This is a genomic window from Pseudonocardia sulfidoxydans NBRC 16205 (assembly GCF_007989085.1).
GTDB classification, from domain to species: domain Bacteria; phylum Actinomycetota; class Actinomycetes; order Mycobacteriales; family Pseudonocardiaceae; genus Pseudonocardia; species Pseudonocardia sulfidoxydans.
The window spans coordinates 112,578-137,752 of sequence record NZ_BJVJ01000007.1 but is presented as its reverse complement, the minus strand read 5'-3'; the positions used below and the strand labels follow the sequence as shown (position 1 = coordinate 137,752).

At 73.6% G+C, this 25,175-nt stretch carries 11 protein-coding genes and 2 pseudogenes; 9 read left to right on the top strand and 4 right to left on the bottom strand.

Going from position 1 to position 25,175, the window contains the following annotated elements; translation table 11 throughout:
- The first annotated feature begins 11 nt into the window (after positions 1-11).
- Positions 12-12,389, top strand: coding sequence for a non-ribosomal peptide synthetase (locus PSU4_RS06240; RefSeq protein WP_222596181.1), 12,378 nt, complete (start codon positions 12-14; stop codon positions 12,387-12,389).
- Positions 12,390-12,411: 22 nt separating this feature from the next.
- A complete protein-coding gene (locus PSU4_RS06235; protein WP_222596180.1) occupies positions 12,412-12,705 on the top strand; it encodes a phosphopantetheine-binding protein in 294 nt (97 codons plus the stop codon).
- On the opposite strand, the gene PSU4_RS06230 is transcribed toward PSU4_RS06235, so the two are convergent.
- The gene (locus PSU4_RS06230) at positions 12,666-13,535 is read right to left on the bottom strand and encodes a sugar phosphate isomerase/epimerase family protein (RefSeq protein ID WP_246114969.1); all 870 of its coding nucleotides are present in this window, start codon (positions 13,533-13,535) and stop codon (positions 12,666-12,668) included. The genes PSU4_RS06235 and PSU4_RS06230 overlap by 40 nt on opposite strands.
- Before the next feature lie 196 nt (positions 13,536-13,731).
- Here PSU4_RS06230 and PSU4_RS06225 point away from each other — a divergent pair.
- The 4 genes and pseudogenes from PSU4_RS06225 to PSU4_RS06210 form a co-directional block, all read left to right on the top strand.
- Positions 13,732-14,001, top strand: a pseudogene (locus PSU4_RS06225) (transposase); the annotation flags it as partial.
- 120 nt (positions 14,002-14,121) lie between these two features.
- Complete coding sequence (locus PSU4_RS06220) at positions 14,122-14,685, top strand: MarR family winged helix-turn-helix transcriptional regulator (RefSeq protein ID WP_246114968.1); 564 nt, start codon at positions 14,122-14,124, stop codon at positions 14,683-14,685.
- Between the two features lie 98 nt (positions 14,686-14,783).
- Positions 14,784-15,743, top strand: a complete 960-nt coding sequence (locus PSU4_RS06215) for an MBL fold metallo-hydrolase (RefSeq protein ID WP_147103306.1) — start codon at positions 14,784-14,786, stop codon at positions 15,741-15,743.
- Positions 15,744-15,770: 27 nt separating this feature from the next.
- Positions 15,771-17,504, top strand: coding sequence for an FAD-dependent monooxygenase (locus PSU4_RS06210; protein ID WP_147103304.1), 1,734 nt, complete (start codon positions 15,771-15,773; stop codon positions 17,502-17,504).
- Here PSU4_RS06210 and PSU4_RS06205 read toward each other — a convergent pair.
- The 3 genes and pseudogenes from PSU4_RS06205 to PSU4_RS06195 form a co-directional block, all read right to left on the bottom strand.
- Positions 17,473-18,453, bottom strand: a pseudogene (locus PSU4_RS06205) (substrate-binding domain-containing protein); the annotation flags it as partial. The gene PSU4_RS06210 and the pseudogene PSU4_RS06205 sit on opposite strands and share 32 nt — an antisense overlap.
- Positions 18,454-18,528: 75 nt before the next feature.
- Positions 18,529-19,842: an amidohydrolase family protein gene (locus PSU4_RS06200; protein ID WP_147103303.1), complete on the bottom strand. Its 1,314-nt coding sequence runs from the start codon at positions 19,840-19,842 to the stop codon at positions 18,529-18,531.
- Entirely contained in the window at positions 19,830-20,969 is a 1,140-nt protein-coding gene (locus tag PSU4_RS06195) for a CoA transferase (RefSeq protein ID WP_147103301.1), read from the bottom strand. Before PSU4_RS06195 ends, PSU4_RS06200 begins: the two co-directional genes overlap by 13 nt.
- Before the next feature lie 26 nt (positions 20,970-20,995).
- Between PSU4_RS06195 and PSU4_RS06190 the strand changes: the two genes are divergently transcribed.
- From PSU4_RS06190 to PSU4_RS06180, 3 genes are all read left to right on the top strand, one after another.
- The gene (locus tag PSU4_RS06190; RefSeq protein WP_147103299.1) at positions 20,996-22,057 is read left to right on the top strand and encodes an enoyl-CoA hydratase/isomerase family protein; all 1,062 of its coding nucleotides are present in this window, start codon (positions 20,996-20,998) and stop codon (positions 22,055-22,057) included.
- Between the two features lie 205 nt (positions 22,058-22,262).
- Positions 22,263-23,342, top strand: a complete 1,080-nt coding sequence (locus PSU4_RS06185) for an ABC transporter substrate-binding protein (RefSeq protein WP_147103297.1) — start codon at positions 22,263-22,265, stop codon at positions 23,340-23,342.
- A gap of 17 nt (positions 23,343-23,359) precedes the next feature.
- Positions 23,360-25,087 carry an ABC transporter permease gene (locus PSU4_RS06180; RefSeq protein ID WP_147103295.1) on the top strand — a complete coding sequence of 576 codons (1,728 nt, stop codon included), beginning with the start codon at positions 23,360-23,362 and terminating at the stop codon, positions 25,085-25,087.
- The last annotated feature ends 88 nt before the right edge of the window (positions 25,088-25,175 follow it).

The following is a 25,175-nucleotide window of genomic DNA, read 5'->3' as shown; positions in this document are numbered from 1 at the left end:
CCGCGGCGGAGGTGTTCACCTCGCGGACGGTGGCGGCGCTGGCCGCCCTGGTCGACGGGCGCGCGGAGGCCGAGGGGCTCGCGCCGGGCGGGGTGTCGGGCCCGGCAGCGGCGTCGGAGTCGGGCCTGTGGCCGATCGCCGCGGCCGCGGCGGCCGAGCCCGGGTTCGGGTCGTTCACCCAGTGGTTCGTGTTCACCACACCGTCCGATGTGGACGAGGACAGGCTGCGCCGCGTGCTGGGCCGGGTGGCGGCGCATCACCCGGCGCTGTCCGGGCGGCTCGTGGGCGACCGGTTCGTGGTGGCGGAGAGCGCCGTCGCGGCCGGGGACCGGCTGGCGGTCGACCACTCCGGTGCCGGGCTGGGGCGGGTCGACGAGCTCGCGGCGGAGCTCTCGGGATCGCTGGATCTCGAGGCGGGCGTGCTGTGGCGGGCGGTGTTCTTCCCGAGGGAGAGCCGGCTGCTGTGGGTGATCCATCACCTCGTGGTGGACGGGGTGTCGTGGCGCATCCTCGGCGACGACCTGGCGGACGCCTGGGCGATCGAGGCGGGGGGCGGCACGGAGTCGTTGCTGCCGGTGGGCACGGGTCTGCCGGCCTGGTCGGCGGCGCTGGCCTCGCGGGCCGGCGACGACGATCTCGCGGCGCAGGCCGGTTACTGGGCCGCTGCGGTGTCCGGCGAGGAGCCGCTGCTGGGCGCGCGGGCGCTGGACCCCGCACGCGACACCTACGCGACGTCGCGGCGGTTCGAGGTCACGGTGCCCGCGGACGTCACGCGGGCGGTGCTGTCGGCCGTTCCGGGGGCACTGTCGGCCGAGGTGAACGACGTCCTGCTGGGAGCGTTGGCCGTCGCGGTGGGGGCGTGGCGGGGTGGGGCGCACCGTCGCGTCGTCGTGGGTCTGGAGGGCCACGGCCGTGAGGAGACCCTGGTCCCGGGCAGCGACCTGTCGCGGACCGTCGGGTGGTTCACGTCGTGGTTCCCGGTCGGGCTCGACACGGAGGACGTCGATCCGGTCGGCGCGGTGGAAAACCCCGCGGTCGCGGCGGACGCGGTGGTGCGGATCAAGGAGCAGCTGCGGGCGGTGCCGTCCCGGGGGATCGGGTACGGGCTGCTGCGCCACCTGGGGCCGGGCCCTGTGACGTCGGGCCCTGTGACGTCGGGCCCTGAGACGTCGAGCGCTGTGGAGCCGGCAGGCCACCGGCCGCAGATCGGGTTCAACTACCTCGGCCAGTTCGGCGGTGCCGAGCGTGGTGACTGGGTCGCCGCCCCCGAGCACCCGGGGCTGCGGGCGCACCTGCCCGCCGAGATGCCGCTCCCCGCGGTGATCGACATCAACGCCGCGGTCGTCGGCACCGGTGACGCCACACTCGTCGCCACCTTCGAGATCGCCGCCTCCGTGATCACCGAGGACGAGGCCCGTCGGATCGCGGACCTGTGGCTGCAGACCCTGGCCGCCCTGCGGGACTTCGCCGACGGTGCGCCGATCGTGCGGCGCTCGCCGTCCGACCTGACCGCGACCGGGGTGACGCAGGCTGATGTCGAGGGCTGGGAGGCCCGCTACGGCGCGCTCGCCGACGTGCAGCCGCTGACCCCGCTGCAGCAGGGCATCGCGTTCGAGTCCCTCGTCGGCGGTTCCGGCGGCGTCGACGTCTACCTCACGCAGACCGTCCTGCACCTCGACGGCGCCCTCGACGTGGATCGCCTGCGGCACGCGTTCGGCGCGGTTCTCGCCCGGCATCCGCACCTCGGGGCGGCGATCACGGTCACGGAGGCGGGGGAGCACGTCGCCGTGGTCCCCGCCGTCGTCGAGGTGCCGCTGACGGCCGTCGACGTGTCGGGCGACCCCGATCCGGCCGCGGCCCGGCAGGCGGTGCTGGAAGATCCCGCGCACGCCGCGCCGTTCGACCTCGCCTCCGCCCCCCTGCTGCGCGTCACGACCGTCACGTCGGGGCCGCAGGAGCACACGCTCCTGCTCACGATGCACCACGTCCTCGCCGACGGCTGGTCGATGCCACACGTGGTCCGGGCGCTGCTGGAAGCCTACGGATCGACTGCGTCTGCGCAGGTCAGGGGTGCCGACCCGGCCTACGCGGCGTTCCTGCGCCGGCTCGGCGGCCGCGACCGGGCGGCCACGACGGCGGAGTGGACGCGCGCTCTCGCCGCGGTCGAGGAGCCCACGCTCCTCGCACCGGGTGCCGCACCCCGGGCGGAGGCACTTCCCGAAGAGATCGCGTTCACCGTCGACCCCGCCACCACGGCGGCGCTCACCGCCGTCGCCCGGGATGCGGGCGTGACGCTGAACAGCGTCGTGCAGACGGCCTGGAGCGTGTTCCTCGGCACCGTCACCGGGCAGGAGACCGTGGTGTTCGGCTCGACCGTGTCGGGCCGACCCGCCGACGTCGATGGCATCGAGGACGCCATCGGGCTGTTCATCAACACGATCCCCACGCCCGTCGCGTTCGGTGCGAACCCCACGCTGGCCGAGCTGCTGCGGCAGGTCCAGGAGCAGAACACCCGCCTGCTCGACCACCATCACGCCCCGCTGCCGGAGCTGCACCGGCTGGCCGGGCACAGCCCGCTGTTCGACACGATCCTCGTGTACGAGAACTACCCCATCGACAGCGATGTCGGCCGGTCCTACGGCGGGCTGCGGCTCCGTGCGGTCGAGGGCAGCGACGCGGCCCACTACCCCCTCGCCCTCGCCGTCGTCCCCGGGCCGGACGGGATCGCGTTCCATCTCACCCACCGGGTCGACGTCGTCCCCGTGGCCACCGCACAGCGCTACGCGGCGGTCTTCCGGGGGATCCTGGAGACGATCGCGGCGACACCGGACCGGCGGATCGCCGACCTGCCCACCCTCCGGCCCGACGACGAGCGGTCCCTCGCGGCCTGGTCGCAAGGACCGGTTGCGGCGGAGCCTCCGACGACGCTCGACGCGCTGCTGCGCGCGCAGGCCGCGCGTACGCCGTCCGCCGTGGCCGTCGCGGGCGAGAGCGGAACGCTCACCTACGCCCAGCTCGACGCGCGGGTCAACGCCCTCGCGCACCTCCTCGTGGAGCACGGGGTCGCGGTCGGCGACCGGGTCGGAGTCCTCCTGCCCCGCGGCGCGGACCTCGTCGTCGCGGTGGCCGCCGCCGTCCGCGCGGGCGCCGCGTACGTGCCCGTCGACCCGGCGTACCCGGCGGAGCGGATCGCCATGATCCTCGACGACGCCACCCCGGCCGTCGTACTCACCGACGGGCGCACACCGCTCGCGACCCCCGTCGCGGTCATCGCGCTCGACGACCCGGCCACCGCCGGTGCGATCGCCGCCGGCCGGGACGAACCGCCCGCGCTCCCGCGGCCGCTGCTGCCCGCGGACGCCGCGTACGTGATCTTCACGTCCGGCACCACGGGCAGGCCGAAGGGCGTCACCGTGTCGCACCGGGCCATCACGAACCTGGTCGCCTGGCGGCAGGCGACGTTCCCGCTGGCCGTGGACGACCGAGTGCTGCAGAAGTCGTCCGCCGGGTTCGACGTGTCGGTCCCCGAGATCTTCTGGCCGCTGGCCGTGGGCGCTGTCGTGCGGCTGGTCCGCGACGGCGGCGAGAAGGACGCCGCCTACCTGGCGGACCTGTTGCGCGCCGAGCACTTCGGGTACGCGGACTTCCTGCCCTCGGTCGTCAGCGCGCTCACCGCTGACGGCGAGGACCTGTCCACGCTGCGCGTCGACCACGTCACGGTCGGCAGCGAGAGCGTCCCGCCGGAGGCGGCCCGCGCCCTGACCGCGCCGGACCGGGCGGTCTGGAACATGTACGGCCCCACGGAGGCCGCCGTCGAGATCGTCGGCTACGACGTGTCCGACGCCGCCGGGCTCCCGGCTGCCGCGACCACGACCCCGATCGGCCGTCCTCTCTCGAACTCGTCGGTCCGCGTGCTGGACCCGTGGCTCCGCCCGGCTGCCCCGGGCGCGCCCGGCGAGCTCTACCTCGGCGGGGCCCAGCTGGCCGAGGGATACCTCGGCCGCACCGGTCTCACGGCGGAGCGGTTCGTGGCCGACCCGTCCGGCGCCGCGGGGGAGCGGCTGTACCGCACCGGTGACGTGGTCCGCTGGAACGACGACGGACAGCTCGAGTACCTCGGCCGCGTCGACGAGCAGGTCAAGGTGCGCGGGTTCCGGATCGAGCTGGACGAGGTCCGCGGCGCCCTCGAGTCCCACCCCGGGGTGACGGGCACCATCGTGCTCGCCGTCGACCACCCGGCGGGTGGGAAGCAGCTGGCCGCGTACGTCACCGGCACCGCCCCGGAGGCGGAGATCCGTGCCCACCTCGCCGCCCGCCTACCCGAGTACATGGTGCCGACCGCGATCATCGGCGTGGATGCGTTCCCCACGCTTCCGAACGGCAAGATCGACCGGCGTGCGCTGCCCGCGCCCGACCTCGGCACCGCCGGCGGGCGCGCGGCCGAGTCGGAGACCGAGCGCGTCCTGGCGGAGGTGTTCCGCGAGGTGCTGCGGCTGCCGGCGCACGTGGAGCTCGGTGCGGACGACGACTTCTTCCGCCTCGGCGGGGACTCGATCCTGTCGATCCGGGTCGTGTCGCGGGCCCGGCGCGCGGGTGTGGTCGTCTCGGCCGCGGAGGTCTTCACCGTGCGCACGGTCGGCGGGCTGGCCGCGCTGGCCGACGGCCGGATCGCGACCGAGAACGCCGGCGCACCACTGCCGGAGGCGACCGAGTCGGTCCTGCTGCCCATCGCGGCGCAGCACGTCGGCGAGCCCGGCTTCGCGTCCTTCACCCAGTCCTTCGACTTCGTGACCCCCGCGGGGCTGGCCGCGGACGGGCTGGAGCGCATCCTCGCGCGGGTCGTCGACCATCACGGCGCCCTCCGGGGCCGGCTGGTCCGCGACGGCGAGGGATGGCGCTTCCGCGTCGAGCAGACCTCGACGGCCGGGCGGCTGGAGGTGGGCCCGTGGAACCTGCGCGCCACGGTCGACCGGCTCTCCCGGGCCCTCGACCCCGAGCAGGGCGTGCTCTGGCGCGCCGCCTGGTCCCCCGGCCCCGACGGTGGAGCCGGCCACCTGCTGCTCGTGATCCACCATCTCGTCGTCGACGGGGTGTCGTGGCGGATCCTCGGCGACGACCTGCGCCACGCGTGGGAGCTCGAGACCGGTGCCACCGCGGAGCCGCTGGCGCCGACCGGCACGAGTGCCACGACCTGGGCGGAGGCGCTCGCACACCGCGCCGCCGACACGGACATCGCCGCGCAGCACGCCTACTGGGCCGCGGCCCCCGGAGACCTTCCGCTCGGTGCCCGGCCCCTCGATCCCGCCGTCGACACCTACGCGACGGCGGGCGCGATCACCCTCGAGCTCCCGGCCGAGGTCACCACGTCGCTGCTGGTCGACCTGCCCCGGCTGCTGACGGCCGGTGTCGACGACATCCTGCTCGGCGCCCTCACCAGCGCCGTCGGGGCCTGGCGCGCCTCCCGCGGTGCCGAGCAGCGCACGCTGCGGGTGGGCCTGGAGGGCCACGGCCGCGAGGAGCCGCTGGTCCCGGGCAGCGACCTGACCCGCACCGTCGGGTGGTTCACCTCCTGGTACCCCGTGTCGCTGTCCACCGACGACGTCGATCCCGTCGCCGCGGTCACCGATCCCCGCGCCGGTGCGGACGCGGTGCTCCGCGTCAAGGAGTACCTGGCCCGCGTCCCCACGAAGGGCCTCGGGTACGGCCTGCTGCGCGACCGCCTCCCGGGAACGGGCGGCGCGGACATCGGCTTCAACTACCTCGGCCGCTTCGGCGCGGCCACGCAGGACGCGCAGCCCTGGGAGAGCGTGGCCGGTATCGACGGTCACACCCCCGGCGAGCTGCCGCTGCCCGCCGGTGTCGACGTCAACGTCGAGGCGGTCGACGCGGGATCCGGCACCGCCCTGCGCGGCACCCTCACCTACGCGGGCGAGCTGCTCACCGAGGCGGACGCCGCGGAGCTGGCAGCACTGTGGACACAGGCGCTGACGACGCTGCACACCTATGCCCGCAGCACCGACCTGGACCGCCGCTCGCCCTCCGACCTCATGGCCGGCGGCCTCGCCCCGGGCGACATCGCGGCGTGGGAGGACCGCTACGGCCCGCTCGGCGACGTCCTGCCGCTGACCCCGCTCCAGGAAGGCCTCGCGTTCCAGGCGGGCCTCGCCGACGCGGCCGCCGACAGCGGCGTCGACGTCTACGTCGTCCAGAGCGCCTTCCGGCTCGACGGCCCCGTCGACCCGGCGCGGATGGAGACCGCGCTGCGCCGCGTGCTGGAGCGCTACCCGAACCTGCGCGCCGCGATCGTGCCGCGGGCCGACGGCGCGCACGTCGCCGTCGTCCCCGAGACCGTCACGGTCCCGTTCCGGGTCGTCGACGTCGATTCCGAAGGGGCGCTTGCCGAACGGGCTCAGCAGGTCGCCGACGACGACCGCCTGCGCCCCTTCGATCTCACCGACCCTCCGCTCGTGCGGCTGGCGCTCGTCCGCGGGAGCGGGACGGAGTCGCATCTCGTGCTCACGCTGCACCACGTCCTCGTCGACGGGTGGTCCTCCCCGATCCTGATCACGGCGCTCTTCGAGGCGTACGCCGATCCGGAGAGACGGCGCGCGCCCGAGACCGTCCACCGGGACTTCCTGGCCTGGCTGGGTCGCCGCGACCGCGCCGAGTCCGAGGCCGCATGGGCCCGCGCGCTGGAGCCCGTGACCGGCGCGACCCTCGTGGCCGGGCCGGAGGGTATCGGTAACACCGACACCGACCTCGCTGTCGTCGACGGCGTCGTGGGGACCGAGGCGGTCGAGGAGCTGGCCGACCTCGGCGCCGGCGTCACGATCAACACCGTCGTGCAGGCCGCCTGGGGTGTCGCGCTGCGCGAGCTGCTCGGGCAGGAGTCCGTCGTGTTCGGCTCGATCGTCTCCGGGCGCCCGGCGGACGTCGACGGGATCGAGGACGCCGTCGGCCTGTTCATCAACACCATCGCCACCCCCATCGCGGTCCGCGACGGGCTCGGCTTCGCCGAACTGGTTGCGCGCCATCAGGAGCAGAGCACCGCGCTGCTCGACCACCATCAGGTGCCGCTGTCGGACCTGCACCGGATCGCTCGCCGGTCCCCGCTCTTCGACTCTCTCGTCGTCTACGAGAACTACCCCGAGGACGAGGAGGAGCGGGACCGTGTGGAGCGGGCCACGGGCTTCGCGGTGCGGGACGCGGCGGGCAGCGACGCGACCCACTACCCGGTCACCCTCATCGCCGAGCCCGGCGAGACGCTGAACCTGCGGATCGCCTACATGCCCTCCGTGGTCACGAGGGAGACGGCCGAGCTGCTGCTGGACACGACGCGGCTCGTGCTGGAGCACGGGGCCCACTCGCCCCGGCTGAGCGTCGCGCAGCTGCGCGAGCTGGTCCGGGTCGCGCGCGCGACCCGCCCCGCGAAGGGCACGTCCTACCGCATCGCGCCGACCACGTTCGACCTCGGCGACGCCGATCTCTGGCGTGCCGCCGTCACGCACGTCTCGTCCGCGCTGTCCGTGCCGGCCGCCGTCGCAGTCGACGAGGCGGGCCGCGGATGGATCGTCACCGGCGCGGCGCCGCACCCCGCGGCCCTCGACGTCGTCGCCGCGGTCGCACCGACCCTCGTGGCGGCCTACCGCGACGGCGCTGTCCTCGAGATCGTGCCCCCGGCCGCCGAGCTGGGTCGCGAGGCGACGGACGAGGAGCTGCAAGGCGTCCTCGACGACCCGTTCTGGGCCGACTGGCTCGACGGTTTTGCCGACGTCGCGCCGGTCGAGCTGCCGAGCGGCGCGGGCCAGGGCGGTGCCGGGATCGCGGAGTCCCGCGGCACCGTCACCGACGCCGCGACACCCGCCGCCGAGCGGGCGTCGGCGATCGGAGCGTTCCTGCGCGCGCTCTGCCTCGTCCACAGCCCCGACTTCGCCGACGGCACCGTGGTCGAGATCGAGGAGCCCGCCGGACCGTCCGCGGTCCGGCGCTTCCCGGTCGCGGGGCAGGAAAGCCTGTCGTGGGAGCCCCGGCACGCCGAGGAGCTCGCGATGCTGCGCGCGAGCCCGGTCTTCGGCGGCTACCTCGACGAGGTGCCCGATCCCGAGCTCCGAATCGGCGTGTTCCGCACCGCGGCCCGACCCCAGCCCGACGAGGTGCAGCCCGACGAGCACCCGGCCGGAATCGGGGTGAGCGTGCGGCTCCTGGTCGGTGACACGCTGACCGTCGAGGTCCGCGTCGCACCCGGCACCGACCTCGACGCGCAGGAGATCGCCGACGCTCTCGCCGCCGACCTCGACGCGCACGGCCTCGCCGTGCTGCCCACCGGAGACATCCTCCCGGCGCTGCGGCGCGTCGACCGGCTCCCCATGACGGCGGTCGAGGCGGCGCAGGTGCGGTCCCGCTACGGGGCCGACGCCGAGGTGCTCCCGCTCTCCCCGCTGCAGAGCGGGCTGCTCTACCACATGGTCCGCTCCCGCGAGAGCGACGACCACAACGCATACGTGTCCCAGGTGACGCGCGAGCTGGCGGGCTCCGTGGACCCCACCCGCATGTCCGACGCGATCGCGACCGTGCTGCGCCGCTACCCGAATCTCACGGCCGGGTTCGTCGCGCTCGGTGAGGGCGAGGTGCAGGTCCTGCCCGCCCACAGCCCGCTCCCGTTCCGCGCGGTGCAGCGGGAGGATGCGCCCGACGTGGAGGCGTTCCTCGCGGCCGAGCGCGCCGCACCGTTCGACCACGAGGAGCCGCCGCTGCTGCGGTTCGTGCTCGTGGAGCGCAGCCCGTCCGCCTGGACGCTCGCGATGACCTTCGAGCACATCCTCATGGACGGGTACTCGCTCAACCTGGTGCTGAGCGAGATCCTCGCCGTCTACGCCGATCCCGGGTACGCCGAGCGCACGCCCGCCGCGTCGTTCCGCACCTATCTCGACTGGCTCGCGGACCGTGACGGCGCGGCCGCCCGGTCCTCGTGGCGGGACTACCTCGCCGACCTGCCGGGCCCGTCGGTCGTCTGGGCGGAAGGGGGCGACCTCACCGGCGACCGGATCGAGACCGGGGAGCTCCACCAGGACCTCGACGACGCCGAGGCCGCGCGGGTGTACGCCGCCGCGCGGGAGGCCCGGGTCACGGTCGGCACCCTGCTGCAGGTCGCGTGGGGCGTCGCCCTGGGCAGGCTCACCGGCAGCACCGACGTGGTGTTCGGCAACACCGTCTCCGGACGCCCGCCCGAGCTCGACGACGCCGAGCGGATCGTCGGCCTGCTGTTCAACACGCTACCGATGCGGGTGCGGACCGACCCGTTCGAGAGCGTCGGCGCGCTGCTGGAACGGGTGCAGGGCGAGCAGCTGGAGGTCATCGACCACTTCCACACCTCGCTCAGCGACATCCAGGACGACGCCGGTGTCGGGGCCCTGTTCGACACGCTGTTCGTCGTCCAGAACTTCCCGTACCGCACCGACGGTGGCAGCGACGACGCCGAGACCCAGGTCACCGGCGGCGGCATCGACGACGCGACGCACTACCCCGTGACGTTCGCCGTCAACCCGTGGCTGGACGGGAACCGTGCCGCGGTGCACGTCCGCCTGTCGTTCCGTCGCGACGCGTTCGACGGCGCCGCCGCGCGGACCCTGCTGGAGCGGTACCTCCACGTCTTGCGCTTCCTCGTCGACCACCTCGACGAGCCGACAGGACAGGTCCCCGCGCTGCTGCCGGGTGAGGAGGTCCGCGGATCAGAAGCTCCCCGCGCCGTCGAGGAGATCACTGTCGGCGGCCTGCTGGAGCAGCGGGTGGCGGTGACGCCGGACCGGATCGCGCTCGTGGCCGGTGAGCGCCGCTTCACCTTCGCCGAGTTCGCGGCCGAGGTGCACCGCTACGCGCGGCTGCTGCTGGAACACGGCGTCCGCCCCGAACACCGGGTCGCGCTGCTGCTGCCGCGCGACGAGCGGATGGTGGTCGCGATGTTCGCCGTGTTCGCGGTCGGCGCGGCCTATGTGCCCGTCGACGCCGAGAACCCCGACGACCGCATCGCGCACATGCTGGCGGTCGCCGGGCCGACCGTCACGCTGGTCACCGACCGGGACGCCGCGCGCCTCGGACCCGAGGCCGGCCAGGCCGTGAACCTGGACGACGCCACCGTGACCGAGCGGATCGCCGGCCTGCCGGGGACCGCGATCACGGTGGCCGAGCGCGGCGGCGAGGTCCACCTCGACCATCTGGCCTACATCATCTTCACGTCCGGTTCGACGGGGCGCCCCAAGGGCGTCGCCGTCGGCTACCGGGGCCTGACGACCATGTACGCCAACCACGTCGAGAAGATCTTCGACCGGGTCGTCGCGCACCAGGGCGGCCGCAGCATGCGGATCGCGCACACCACGTCGTTCTCCTTCGACGCCTCGTGGGAGCAGCTGTTCTGGATGCTCAACGGCCACGAGGTGCACGTCATCGACGAGGAGATGCGGCGCGAGCCGGAACGCCTGCTGGCCCACTACGACGCCGAGCACATCGACGGCTTCGACGTGACCCCGTCGTACGGGCAGCTGCTCGTCGACCAGGGGATGCTGGAGCGCGAACGGCCCGCGGGCCGTTCGGTGGCGGCGGACGGCGAGGGCGTCGTGTTCGTGTCCCTCGGCGGCGAGGCCGTGCCCGAGCGGCTCTGGCAGCAGCTTCGCGACGCACCGGGCGTGGAGGCCTACAACCTCTACGGCCCCACGGAGTTCACGATCAACGCGCTGGGGGCCGACCTGGCCGACAGCCCGACGTCGAGCGTGGGTACGCCGATCCTGAACACCCGCGCGTACATCCTCGACGCGACGCTGCAGCCCGTGCCGGACGGCGTGGCGGGCGAGCTCTACCTGGCGGGCGACGGCATCGCTCGCGGGTACTGGGCGCAGCCCGCGGCGACCGCCGAGCGCTTCCCGGCCTGCCCGTGGGAGCCCGGCGCGCGGATGTACCGCACGGGTGACCTGGCGCGCTGGACGGCGCGCGGCGACATCGAGTACCTCGGCCGTGCCGACGACCAGGTGAAGATCCGCGGCTACCGCATCGAGCCGGGGGAGGTCGCCGATGTCCTGGCGGCCGATCCGCAGGTGGCGCGCGCCGCCGTCGTCCCCCGCAAGGACGCGTCAGGGGCGACCCAGCTGCACGGGTTCCTGGTGCCCGCCATCGGGATCTCTGGATCCGGCACCGTGGATCTCGACGCCGTCCGCACCCGTGCGCGCGGCATCCTGCCCGACTACATGCTCCCCGCGGGGCTGGCCGTCGTCGCCGAGATTCCGCTGACGATCAACGGAAAGGTCGACGCCCGGGCCCTGCCCGTGATCGACGTCGCCGGCGCGGAGCACGTCGAGCCGCAGGGTGCGACGGAGCAGCTGCTCGCCGGCACGATCGCCGAGCTGCTCGGGCTCGACCGCTACTCCGCGGCCGCGAACTTCTTCGACAGCGGCGGCAACTCGCTGCTCGCGATGCGGCTCGTGGCGAGGGTGAACGCGACAGCGGACCACGGCCTACTGGTCCGGGACGTCTTCGCGCACCAGACCGTCGCCGCGCTGGCGGCGCACCTGGAAGCGGGCGCCGCGGGCCGGACGGTGAGCGAGGCCATGCTGCTCCCGCTGCGCGAGGGCCCGGGCTCCACCACTGTGTTCTGTTTCCACGAGTACACCGGCGTGGCCACCATGTATTCCCACCTCGTGCCGCTGCTCCCGACCGACTGGTCGGTGTACGGCATCCAGGACCCGGTGCACGGCGGCGTCGACGTCGACTTCGCGGACTTCGCCGAGGCGTGCCGCGCGTACGCCGACGCGGTGGTCGAGTGTCGCCCGCAGGGCCCGTACGACCTGCTCGGCTGGTCCTACGGCGGGCACCTCGCCCACGGCGTCGCGCGGGAGCTGGTCCGGCGGGGCCACACGGTGCGCGCGCTGGGGATCGTCGACGCGATCCCCATCGCCGACGGGCCGCTGCAGGAGGACGTCGAGCCGGTCACCGTGACGATGGCCGACCTGCGGGGCGACCCCGACCTGCAGGACCGGATCGCCGCGACGTTGGAGCGCGAGGCGGGACCCGAGCTGGGGGAGCGCATGTTCGGCGGCCTCGACGCCACCCAGCGCCGCGCGATCGCCGTCGCGGCCACCCGTGTCGATCTGCTGCTGACAGCGCCGACGGAAGGCCTCGTCGACGTGCCGGCACTGCTGGTCGCGGCGGCGGGGGAGGATGGCCGCGCTGGAGAGGACGCCGCGGCCTACGCCGCACAGCTGACGGGCATGTGGTCGGCGTTCCTGCCCCGGCTCACCACCGTGCGGGTGGACACCCCGCACTCCGAGATCGTCCTCGGCGCCGGTCAGGCGGAGCGCTGGATGCCGGCGTTCCTCGAGCTGATCACCCGCGACCCGTCCTGAGAGAAGGAGAACCGACACACCCATGAACGAGCGCGTGAGCGAACCGGTGTCACTGCGCGTGAGCGCCGAACAGGCCGAAGCCGACATCGCCGATGTCCTGTTCGCGGAGGTGGCCGACCTGGACGGTCAGGCCGACCTCCGCGACCAGGGCATGGACTCGGTGCGGGTCATGGAGCTGGTGGAGCGGTGGCGCAGCGCCGGGGTCGAGAACCTCGACTACCCGGCGCTGGCCGAGGACCAGCGGCTCACCCGCTGGCTCGCGGTGTTGGCCGAGCTTCAGAGCCCGACCGACGGCGCCGACGTGCCCACGGGGTGAGCGGTCGCCGCGCCCTGGAGCCGCTCGGCGAAGCGCTCCAGGGCCGCCGCGCCCTGGAGCGCGACCTCGTGGGGCGGGCGCTCCCGGAAGCCGGGGTTGAAGATCTCCAGGGAGAGCGGGCCCGCGTAGCCGGCGGCCAGGACCGAGGAGACCGGGGTCAGCAGGTCCATCTCGCCCTCGTCGGGGAAGCACCGGTGCCCGCGGCTCCACGAGAGGACGTCCAGGTCGAGCCAGGGAGCGTCGGCGAGCTGGAGGAACCCCACCGCACCATCCGGCAGCCGCTCCAGGTCGGCGGTGTCCTCACCACCGGCGAGAAGGTGGAACGTGTCGACGACCAGGTACAGGCTCGGGTGCGCCGCGCGGCGCACCGCGTCCCACGCGTCGGTGACCCGGCTGATGTGGGTTCCCCATGCCAGAGCCTCGAACGCGACCGTCATCCCGTGCTCGGTTGCGACGTCCGCCAGGGCGGCGAGCTGGGTGACCGAGAGGTCGCGGCTCGGGTCGGCGTCGTCGTCGGTGTTGGAGACGACGAGGATCGAGCTCGCTCCGAGCGCGTCCATCAGCCCGAGGTGGTGCCTGAACCGCGTCAGCACGGCCCCGAACTCGTCGGTCGGTACACCCTCGGCGCGCCGGAAGGGCTGGTACAGATCGATGGTCAGGCCGAGGTCCGCGCAGCGCTTCGCGCATTCCGCCGGGGTGATTCCCGATCTGTTCAGGTCGTCGTCCAACAACTCGATGCCGTCGAAACCCGCGGCGGCGATGGCGTCCAGTTTCTGATCGAGGCTTCCGCCCAGGGACACCGTGGCCATGCACGTCTTGAGAACTGCCATGCCGGTACTCATCTCCAGTGCAAGTTAGGTTAGTCTACCCTATCGTCCCTCGTCGGGCCTGCAAGAGTGATTCGTCCCGGTGCGTGGGTCATCGATGCTGGAGTCCCAGGTCTGTCGAGCAGGGGCCGCTGTCCTCGCCGTCGCCGACCACCGCCGTCGCTCACCATGACGGAGACGACGGGTGATCGACACCATTGGCGCCCGCTCACACGAGCGTTGCGAGACCCGCAGAACCAGCGCAACGGCCACCGCGGCCGCACGCTGCCACCACCGCCAGGGACCTAAAGCTGCTGATCCCGAAGCTGCGCACCGGTTCGTTCTTCCCCGGCGTGCTCGAGCGCCGCCGCTGAGTCGACCACGCCCTGTTCGCGGTGGTGATGGAGACCTACCAGCACGGCGTGTCCACCTGCAAGTCGATGACCTCGTGAAGGCGTCGAGTGCTGACGCCGGCATCTCCACGTCCGAGGCCCGCGCGCACCGGGCCGACGCCGACCGTGCGCGTCGCGCTGCCGAGGCGGACCGTCACAGGGCCGACGCGGAGTAGCGTCCGGCGGGGGCCGTTCCCGTCGGCGTCTAGTCTCCGTCCGTGTCACCGTCGCCTGATGCCGAGAGCGCTGCCGGTCCGGGCGAGGCGCCCGTGGGGTTCCTCGGTTTCGCCCAGGTCGCGCTGGACCGGACGCAGGAGCGGCTGCCCGACACCGACCGCGACGCCATGGCGCTGGTGCTGCTGCTGCACCGCGTCGCGAACAGCCTCGTCTACGACCTCGAGTCGGCCGTGCACCGGCCGGCGGGGTGGAGCTGGTCGGCGTTCCGCCTGTTGTTCACGCTGTGGGTCTCGGGCGGGCAGGACCCCAGCCGGGCCGCGGAGCTCACGGGGATGAGCAGGGCCGCGGTGTCGAGTCTCGCGAAGACGCTCGGCGTCGCGGGCCTGCTGGAGCGGACCCCGGACCCGAACGACCGCCGGTCGGTGAGGCTGAGTCTCTCGGACGTCGGTGTGCGCAGGCTGGAGGAGACGTTCGCGGTCCACAACCGGCGCGAGGCCGAGTGGGCCGGGTTGCTGACGGCCGACGAGCTGACCGTCCTGATCGGGCTGCTGGGCAAGCTGTCCGACGCCGCGCAGGACCAGGCCTGGGTGAACCGGCGCTTCTGACCGTCGCTCCGAGATGATCAAAGGTTTGATTATCGCCTCGGGTGCGCTACCGTCCGGTCGTCGAAGCTTCGACGGCGTCCGACGGAAGGACCTCCGCCATGAGCAAGCCCTTCGCCTCGTCGGCCGACACCGACGCCAAGGAGCAGACGCTCGACGTCTTGGCCGACGGCGTCTACGCCCTCACCGCCGAGGGTGACCCGAACATCGGCGCGATCGAGGGCGAGGACTTCCTCGTGTGCTTCGAGGCGCTCGCCACGCCGGTCGTCGCGCAGAAGTGGCTGGCCACGCTGCGGACCCACACCGACAAGCCGATCCGGTACCTGGTGCTGTCGCACTACCACGCGGTCCGCGTGCTGGGCGCGAGCGCGTTCGGCGCCGCGACGATCGTGTCCCACGAGATCACCCGCGAGCTGGTCGCCGAGCGCGGCAAGCAGGACTGGGAGTCGGAGTTCGCGCGGATGCCGCGGCTGGCCGAGGGCGCGGAGTCGGTGCCGGGCCTGACCTGGCCGACGCTGACGTTCGCCGACCGGCTGACCATCGACCTCGGCGGCGATCGCGGCGACCTCGTCCTGCAGTACCACGGCCGCGGGCACACCGAGGGCGACATCACCGCCTGGCTGCCCCGGCAGCGGATCCTGTTCGCGGGCGACCTCGTCGAGGCGCAGGCGGCCCTGTACACCGGCGACGCGTTCCACCGCGACTGGGCCGGTGCCACGCTCGACCGCCTGCAGGCGCTGGGCGCCGAGCAGCTCGTCGGCGGCCGCGGCGCGGTGAGCCGCGGCCGGGCGGAGGTCGACGCCGCGATCGCGCAGACCCGCCACTTCCTGCGCGTCATGCTCGCCGAGGTCGGCGCGGTCCGGCAGCGCGGCGGGACGCTCAAGGAGGCCTTCGAGACGACCCACGCCGCGCTCGTCGACGACTACGGCCACTGGCCGATCTTCGAGCACTGCCTGCCCTTCGACGTGTCCCGGGTGTGGGACGAGCTGTCGGGCATCGAGCGTCCCGTCATCTGGACCGCGGAGCGCGACCAGGAGGTCTGGGCCCAGCTGCAGGGCTGAGCCACGGCGACGGACGGGGGACCCGTGATGCCGACGACCTGGCCCCACGCACCGGTCGCCGTCCTCGGCGCCGGCCCGGTGGGGCAGACGACCGCCCTGTTGCTGGCCCGCTGGGGTGTGCCGACCATCGTGCTCGACCAGCGGCGCGAACGCGACCGTGTCGGTTCCAAGGCGATCTGCCAGCAGCGCGACGTCCTCGACATCTGGGACGCCGTCGGGGCCGGGGCGCAGATCGCCGCCGAGGGCGTCACCTGGACCACGGCCCGCACCTTCCACCGCGACACGGAGCTGTTCGCGATCGAGTTCGCCGAGGCGGGCCGCCCGGCGTTCCCGCCGTTCGTCAACATCTCCCAGGCGCGCACCGAGGAGATCCTCGACGGGCGCATCGCCGCCGAACCCCTCGTCGAGGTCCGCTGGGGCAGCCGGGTCGTGCACGTCGACCACGACCGGTCCGGGGTCGAGGTCCGGATCGAGGACGGCGGCGTGGTCCGCGCGCCCTACCTCGTGGTCTGCGGCGGCGCCCGCTGCGACGACCTCCGGGACCTCCTCGGGATCGGTTTCGACGGGCACAGCTTCGACGACAGGTTCTTGATCTGCGACATCCGGGCGGACCTGCCCGGTTGGGCGACGGAGCGGCGCTTCTACTTCGACCCCGGGTGGAACCCGGGTCGCCAGGTGCTGATCCATCCGTGCCCGGACTCCACCTTCCGCGTCGACTGGCAGGTCCCGGCCGGTTACGACCTCGCCGCCGAGGTCGCCTCCGGGGCACTCGACGCCCGGATCCGGCGGATCGTCGGCGACCGGGACTACGAGATCGTGTGGAAGTCGGTGTACCGCTTCCAGTCCCGGGTGGCCGACCGGATGCGGATCGGGCGGGTGCTCGTCGCGGGCGACGCCGCCCACCTCGTGGCGCCGTTCGGTGCGCGCGGGCTGAACTCCGGTGTCGCCGACGCCGAGAACGCGGCCTGGAAGATCGCCTGGGTCGGGTACGGCTGGTCACCCGACGCCCTGCTGCAGACCTACCACGACGAGCGGCACGCGGCGGCCGTCGAGAACGTCGCGGTCACCACCGCGACGATGGACTTTCTCGTCCCGCAGGACGAGACCCGGGCCCGCTACCGCGCCGACGTCCTGGCCGCGGCCGCCCACGAGCCCGACAGCCGCGCCCGCGTCGACTCCGGCCGGTTGGCCGAGCCGTTCTGGTACGTCGAGTCCCGCCTGACCACCGAGGCCGGCCACCGCCCGTTCCCCGGCCGGCCGCCGCGCGGGCAGCTCCCGCCCGCGGGTCCCGGCGTGCTGTTGCCCGACGCCCCTGTCACCCGGCCCGACGGGACGACCGGGCCGGTGCGGACGCTGGCCAGGGACGGGTTCCTGCTGCTCACCGCGCAGGGGACGGACCTCGACGCCGTGCGGGCCGCGGCGACGGGAGCGCTGCCCGGCCCGGTTCGGGTCCTCGCGCTCGCCGACCTCGATCCGGACGGCACCCTCGCCGGGGCGCTCGACGCCCGGCGCGGCGAGGTGTGGGTCGTGCGGCCCGACGCCCACGTCGCCGCCGCGTTGGTCGACCCGACCGCGCACGACATCGTCGCGGCGCTGCAGCGCGCCGCCGCGCACGCGTCGCCTGCGGACTCCCCGGTCACAGGGAGTCGAGAACGTCGAACCCCGTCCGGTCCGCAGACGCCATGTAGACCCGTTGACGGGTCGGCGTGCTCGTCTCGGACGCGTCGACGCGCAGCAGGCCACGGGGGCCCGCCACCGTGACCCTGTCGACCCGGGCCAGGCGGTCACCCTCGGTGGAGCCGGTGCGGCGCACCAGCTCTGCGAGTGTGAGCAGGCCGGTGTAGCAGGACTCGCCCGGGCCGGACAGCGGTGGCGCCCCGGCCCCGAACCGTCGCGAGTACCGCCCGCCGAACTCCAGGCTCTCCACCGTCGGGAGGGACTCGAAGTATCCGGACGCGGTGAACACGTCCTGCGACGCCCCGGGGCCGATCTCGGCGAGCATGCTCTCGTCCATCAGCGGGGAGAACCGGGCGCACTTGTCCTCCAGCCCGAGTGCGGCGAACTGGCGGTGGAAGCTCACCGCGTCGCGGCCGACGAGGAGCATCAGCACGCCTGTCGCGCCGCTGCGCCCGATCCGGTCGAGCACGGGACGGAACTCCGACGTCCCGAGCGGGGCGAAGCGCACGTCGACGATGCCGGTGTCGTCGCGCCCACCGAGGAACTCGACGGCCGACTCGGCCGAACGGCGCGGCCAGACGTAGTCGTTGCCGATCACGAACCAGTTCCGCACGCCGACCTCGTCGGCGAGCCAGCACAGGCCCGGCCGCAGCTGGTTGTCGGGCGTCTCGCCGATGGCGATCACGCCCGGCGTCGTCTCGCCACCCTCGAACAGGGCCGTGTAGATGTACGGAACCCGCCGCCGGACCACCGGCGTCACGTGACGGCGCACCGCGGAGATGTGCCACCCGACGATGGCGTCGGCGTCACCTCGCGACACGAGCCGGTCCACCTCGTCGCCGACCCGCGCGGGGTCCCCGGAACCGTCGACGATCCTGATCGTCAGCGGGCGGCCCTGCAGACCGCCGGCTCCGTTGATCTCCTCCGCGGCGAGCTGCGCGCACAGGACGCACGACGGCGCGTAGATCGACGCCGAGCCCGTCAGCGGGACGACGAGTGCGACGACGAACGGCTGCACGCTCGTGCCGATCATCGGGGGCCTCCAGAGTGACGTGTGCTCGAATGCACAACCCCTGACCCCCGGAGCGAATTCCGGCGCACGGGACAGTCAGCCCAGCCTCCGCCCGCCGACGACCGTCGTCCGGACCAGCGCACGATCGGGCGCGCGGAGCGCGTCGTCGAGGGGGACGTGCAGCAGTACGAGATCGGCGGCGTCACCCGGTCGCAGCGTCGGCGGCGCCGCGCCGGGGCTCGGCGCGTGGAGGGCCGCCAGTGCCTCTCGCGGGTTGAGCGTCTCGGCGGGGCCCAGCGGCTCGCCGTCGGGGGTGCGGCGGGTGGTCGCGGCGCGGAGCACCACCCAGGGATCGACGGGTCCGTAGGGGGCGTCGGAGGACAGGGCGACGGGAACGCCGGCGGCGCGCAGGGTGCGGCAACGGTAGAGGTCGGGGTGGTCGGCGACCGGGACGTCGCGACGGAACAGGTCGCCGCGGTCGGCCAGGAACCCGGGTTGGGTCACCACCGCCAGACCTGCCAGCCAGGCGATGAGCTCCTCGGGCACGAGGGCGGCGTGTTCGACGCGGTCGCCGGGCATCCGGCCGGCGGCGTCGAGCGCCACCAGCAGCAGGACCAACGACTCCCTGGTGACGGAGTGCACGGCGACGGGCCGGCCGGCCGCGTGCGCCTCACGGATCCGGTCGGCGAGGGCGTCGGGGGTGGGCAGGTCGTGGTCGGCGAGCACGATCTTGTAGGGCCCGGCTTCCGTCCCGGGGGGCGGGGCGGAGCCGAGGGGGACGCCGAGCAACGTCACGCGCTGGGGGAGGGTGGCGAGTGACGTGGCGGCGTGCTCGTCGAGATCGGGTGTGGCGTCGGTGACCGCGGTGATGCCGTAGGTCGCGAGCTCGCGGCCGAGTTCGTGCAGGTCGGGCGGTCCGACGTGCGGCAGCCTGTCGCGCAGCCACCCGTCGGCGCGGTGGAGCCTGCCGGTGGGGTTGCCGGTGGGGTCGAGCTCGACGCCCGGGTGGTCCCACGGGGCGATGCGGGCCAGGGCAGCGGTGTTGAGCGACCACATCGCCCCGCTGCGGTGCTGCACGCGCAGGGGCACCTCGGGGCGGATCCGGTCGAGTGTGGTGGCGTCGAGGGCGTCGTCGTCGCTGCCGACGACGCGGACCCAGCCGGTCGGGTCGGGCGTGGCGCGGCGGACCGCGGCGGCGAGGTCGTCGCGGCTGCGGCCCGCGTGCACGGAGCGGCGCGCGGTCGCGAGGGCGTGCAGGTGCAGGTGGTGGTCGACGAAACCGGGCAGGAGTGCCCCGCCCCGGGCGTCGATCACGTCGGTCGCGGTGCCCGAGTGGACGATCGTGTCGCCGTCCACCCACAGGTCGCGGCGCCGGCCGCCGATCTCGGCGTCGGTGATCAGGAGGGCCACGGCACTCCCAGCTCGGCCATGACCGCCGCGGTGTCGGCGCCCGGCGCGGGGCCCGGTCCGGGGACGGGCCGGGCGCGGGGCGGGGCGACCGGTCCGACCGCCGGGCCGCCGGCGGACCCGTCGAGGGTCGCGCGCACGACGTGGGTCATCGCCACGTCGTGCAGCTTGCCGGGTGCGGTCACGGCGAGGGCGGCAGCGGTGAGGCCGGTCAGCGGGTCGGCGATCGCGTCGCCGACGAACACAGGTCGCCCGGTCGCGTCGAGCGCGACGAGTCCGGCCGAGGCGGCGACGTCGTCCCCGAAGCCCACCCTGTTCGAGGACCGTCCGGCGGCCGTGATGGAGATCCAGGTCGCTCCGCGGGCGACCTCGGTGCCGGCGTCGAGACCCCACGCCCGCAGCGCCCGCGGCCGGGACGCCTCGATGACGACGTCGGCGGCGCGGACGAGCGCGTGGAGGCCATCGCGGTCGGTGTCGGGGTCGAGCCGGACCGCGCGGTCGTGTGCGTGCAGCAGAGCGTGGAATCGTGGCTCGCCGCGGCGCGCGCCGTCGGGTCGCCCGGGGGTCTCGACGGTCACGACCCTGGCGCCCAGCCCGGCGAGCAGCTGCGCGCAGAGCGGTGCCGCCCACAGCGCGCCGAAGGACACGACGAGCCGGCCGGTGACGTCGTGGGGGCGGGTCGCGACGACCGGCGCGGCGGCCCGGCCGGGACGGACCGCCGCTGCGGGCAACCCGAGCAGCGCAGCTCGTTCGTCGAAGGTGTCGGGTTCCATCGCGGCGGCGGCGGCGGTGAAGCGGGGCCACGGGTCGGCGACGGGCAGGGACTCCTCGACGAGCGCCCCGAGCAGCGCGGTGTCGTCGGCACGCGCGCAGGACACCGCGGCCCAGCCGGACGCGAGCGGGAGCAGCCGGCAGGCACCGCCGACCGACACGCGCCCGGCGCGGCCCCGCCCGGTGAGCGCGGCACGCTCGCCGAGCAGTGCGGCGCCGTCGACGTCGAACATCTCGCCGAGTTCGCGCGCCACCGACGCTGCGCGCCCGGGCGGGACGAGTGGTGGTGCGTCGGGGTGGCCGGTGAGCGCGACCACCCCGGACGCCGTCCAGTCGGCGGCGGCGTCACGTTCCTGCACGCCGCGGAGGATAGGTTACGGCGACCATGACCCGTGTCCCGATCGTGCGTCCGGCAGATCTCGGTGTGCTCCCCGAACCGCGCGGCGGCGACCTGTTGGCCGTCGACGACCCTGTGGTCGGGGTCGACCTGCGCGGTCCGGTGACCGCCGTCGGAGGGGTCGGAGCGACCGGTGGGCGTCGCGGCGATCGGATCCTGGTCGGTATCGGACCGGTGGCGCCCGGGTGGGAAGGGCTCGTCGACGACCTCGACCTGACGCTGGCCCCGAGCGCGGCCGGTGTGGCGACCGTGGCGGTCCCCGACCCGGTGGCCGCGCTCGACGCGCTCGGCGCGGCGGTCGCGGTCGCGCCGCGAGCTGCCGGTGCGCTGGCGGGCCTGCTCCGCTGGTCCGGCGGCCTGTCGGTCCACGACGGGCTCGACGCGGAGTCCTTCGCCTACTCGACCCTGCTCGGTGGCGTCGAGTTCCGGGAGTGGCTCGACCGCCGGGGCGCACGACCGGCTCCGCCGGAGGTCGACGACCCGGTCCTCGTGGAGCGTGTCGGGGGTGAGCTCCGGTTGACGTTGAACCGTCCGGAGCGCCGCAACGCCTACGGCCGCCTGCTGCGTGACGCGCTCGTGGACGCGCTGGATCTCGCGTTGCTGGACGCGTCGGTGGAGCGGGTCGTCCTCGCGGGGGCGGGGCCCGCGTTCTGTGCCGGTGGTGACCTGGCCGAGTTCGGGACGACCCCGGACCTCGTCACCGCGCATCTCGTCCGGACCCGCGGCGGCGCCGCCCGCCCGCTGCACGCCCTGGCCGGCCGGGTGGAGGTGCGGCTGCACGGGGCCTGCGTCGGCGCGGGGATCGAGCTCCCGGCGTTCGCGGGTCGGGTGGTCGCCGCGCCGGGCACGACGATCCGGCTCCCGGAGGTCGCGATGGGGCTGATTCCGGGTGCGGGGGGCACCGTGTCGATTCCGCGTCGGATCGGTCGTCATCGGACGCTGTACCTCGCGCTGTCCGGTGTGTCGTTGTCGGCGGAGGTGGCCCGGGACTGGGGTCTCGTCGACGCGATCGGCACCGTCGTCGGCGGCGGTGGCTCGGCCGAGGGCTGATCGTTTCCGGTCGCCGTGGACACGCTCCGTGAGTAGGATCCAATATTGACACGACCGTATCCCGTGCATACGCTCCTGGCCACCACAGGGGCCCGATACGCAACGAGGCGTGTCGCCGTCGAGCGATGAGGACCGCTCCGCGGACGTGCCCGACTCAGGAGGAGAAGACGCGATGAGGTTCTTTTCCCGCACGTGCAGATCCGTTGTGACGGCGGTACTGGCCGCCGGTGCGCTGGCGCTCACCGCCGCGTGTGGCTCGGCCGCTGCGCCGGCCGCCGCGGGTGGGTCCGTCGCCGATCCGAACGAGGGTGGCGGACCGGCCTGGCAGGCCGTGGTCGACGCGGCCAACAAGGAGGGCCAGGTCGTCCTCTACAGCAACTCCGACGGGGTCAACGCCGAGTTCGAGGCCGCCTGGGCGAAGGCGTACCCGGGGATCGAGCTCGTCGTCTCCAAGTACGCCTCGGGTGAGCTCACCACCAAGCTCGACGCCGAGAAGGGCGGCGGCGTCGCCGGTGCCGACGTCATCACCGTCTCCACGAAGCCCTGGCTCGAGGCGAACCTGAACGTCCTGGTCGCATCGACCGGTCCCGCACTGGGCAAGTACTGGGGCGACAGCAGCTACGTCTACGGCGACGGGAAGTACGTCCTCGCCGCCGCGACCCCGCTGGGGGCCGGGATCAACACCGAGCAGCTCGCGAAGCTCGGCAACCCGCCCGTGACGACCTACAAGGACCTGCTGGCACCGCAGCTCAAGGGCGCGCTCGGAATCGTCCCCGGAACCGGGGCGCCCGCCGCCGAGCAGTGGTGGTTCTACGCGGCCAAGGAGATGGGTGGCGACCCCGCGGTCGGACAGCTCGCCGATCTCCAGCCCCGCCTCTACACCGTGCCCGCCACCCTCGCCACCGACCTGGCCTCCGGCGAGGTCGCGGTCGGGGCCTACAACATCAAGGGGACGATCGACGCGCTCGCGGCGAAGGGCGCCCCCGTCGAGTTCGTGACCCTCGAACCCGTGATCTCGACGCCGGTGACCGCGGCGGTCGTCGGTTGGGCGAAGAACCCCAATGCCGCCCAGGTCTTCCAGAACTGGTTGCTCTCGCCCGCCGGGCAGATCGCCCTGAACGGCAGCGGATCCCTGCTGACCCCGCTCGACCTCGCGGCGCTGGGCGAGGTGCCCACGACCATGCGGTCGATCCCGGCAGGCGCCACCGTCGTCGACGGGGTCCTGACTCCGGAACAGAAGACCTGGGTGACCGACCTCTGGAACGCGAAGATGCGGCTCGGCTGAGTCCCCGGGACCCGATCATGACATCGACGCAGGAACAGACCCGCACCCCCGACGCGACGACGCCGACGGCCCGGCCGACGGGCCGCCGGTCACCGACGGCCGCCGGCTGGCACTGGGCGCTGCTCGCCCTGGTCATGGCAGCACTGATCCTGTGGCCGCTGGTCGCACTCGAGGCGCGCATGGTCGACGACCTGCCGGGCGCCCTCGGCAGGCTGGCCGAAGTCCCGGACCTCGGCCGGACCTACCTCGACACGCTGATCATCGCGGTCGGCTCCACCGCCGTCGCCGTCGTGGCCGGGACCGGCCTCGCATGGTGCCTCACCCGCGTGCCGAAGCGGCTGTACAAGGCGATGTCGTTGTTGCCGATCGTGCCGCTGCTGATGCCCTCGGTCGCGAGCGTCCAGGGCTGGTCGTACCTGCTCTCGCCGCGGACGGGGATTCTCAACCAGTATCTGCGCGGGTGGGGCATCGGGTCCGGCGACAGCGGCCCGCTGGACGTCTACTCCATGACGGGCATCATCCTCATGGCCGGGACGATCCTGACCTCGTTCGTCTTCATGTTCGTGAGCGCGAGCCTTCGGCAGCGCGGCGCGGAGCTGGAGGCGGCGGCCGCGGCGTGCGGTGCGTCGCCGGGGCGCACGTTCCTGACCGTCACGCTCCCGATGATGCGGCCCGCGCTGGTCTACTCCACGGCCATCGTCGCGTTGCTGGCGCTCGGCCAGTTCACCGTGCCGCTGCTGCTGGGCACGCCGGACCGCATCGACGTCGTCAGCACCGCGGTCTACAAGGTGTCGGCGGACTACCCGGTGGACTACGCCCTCGGCGGCGCGCTCGCGCTACCGCTGCTGGTCGTCGGCATCGCGGTGATCCTCGTCCAGCGGCGGGCGCTGCGCGACGAGCGACGCTACGTCTCGGTGTCGGCCCGCAGCCGCCAGGTCGGGCTCACCACGTCCCGCTGGGCGCTCGTGCCGATCCTCGGCTACCTGGTCGTCGCCGTGGTCCTGCCGCTGGGCGCGCTCGTGTCGGTCTCGTTGTCGCCCTTCTGGTCCGGGCGCATCGACCCGTCGACGTTCACCCTGGACAACTGGACGTCCGTGTGGAGCAACAGCAACACCGTCGACGCCATCGTCACGACCTTGTTCGCCCTGTTGCTGACGCTGGTGGTCGTGCTGCCGCTGAGCTACCTCGTGTCGGTCGCGCTGCTGCAGCGCACCCGGGTCCCGGGCGTCGTCCGGCTCCCCATCGACATCCTCGGCAGCATCGCCCTCTGCATGCCGGTGTCGCTGCTCGGGTTCGCCTTCCTGTTCACCTACTCGGAGCCGCCCTTCCAGCTCTACGGCACCACGGCGATGGTGGTCGTCGCGTACGTGACGCTGACGATCCCCTTCGCGGTCCGGCCCCAGCTCTCCGCCCTGACGGCGATCGGTCCCGAGTACTCGGAGGCCTCACGTGTGTCGGGCGCGGGTTCGCTGGGAACGGCCCTGCGGGTCACGTTCCCCCTGATCCGCAGCGGTCTGGGGGTGGCCGCGGCCCTCGTCACGATCATCGTCGCCCACGAGTTCACCGTCTCCCTGATGGTGACCTCGCCGACGCGGCGTGTGATCGGCTCCCTGCTCTACGACGAGACGGTCAACGGCTCCGCGCCGAACGTGGCCGTCCTCTCCCTGCTCATGCTCGCGGTGACCCTCGTCGGCATCGCCATCTCCTGGGTCATCGCCGGTGGCAACACCGTCGACAAGATCTAGGAGCGCACTGAACAACTCGGACCTACTGCGCGACGGCCGGAGTTGTTCAGCACCCTCCTAGTCGCCCTCACAACGTTGGAGCACCGAA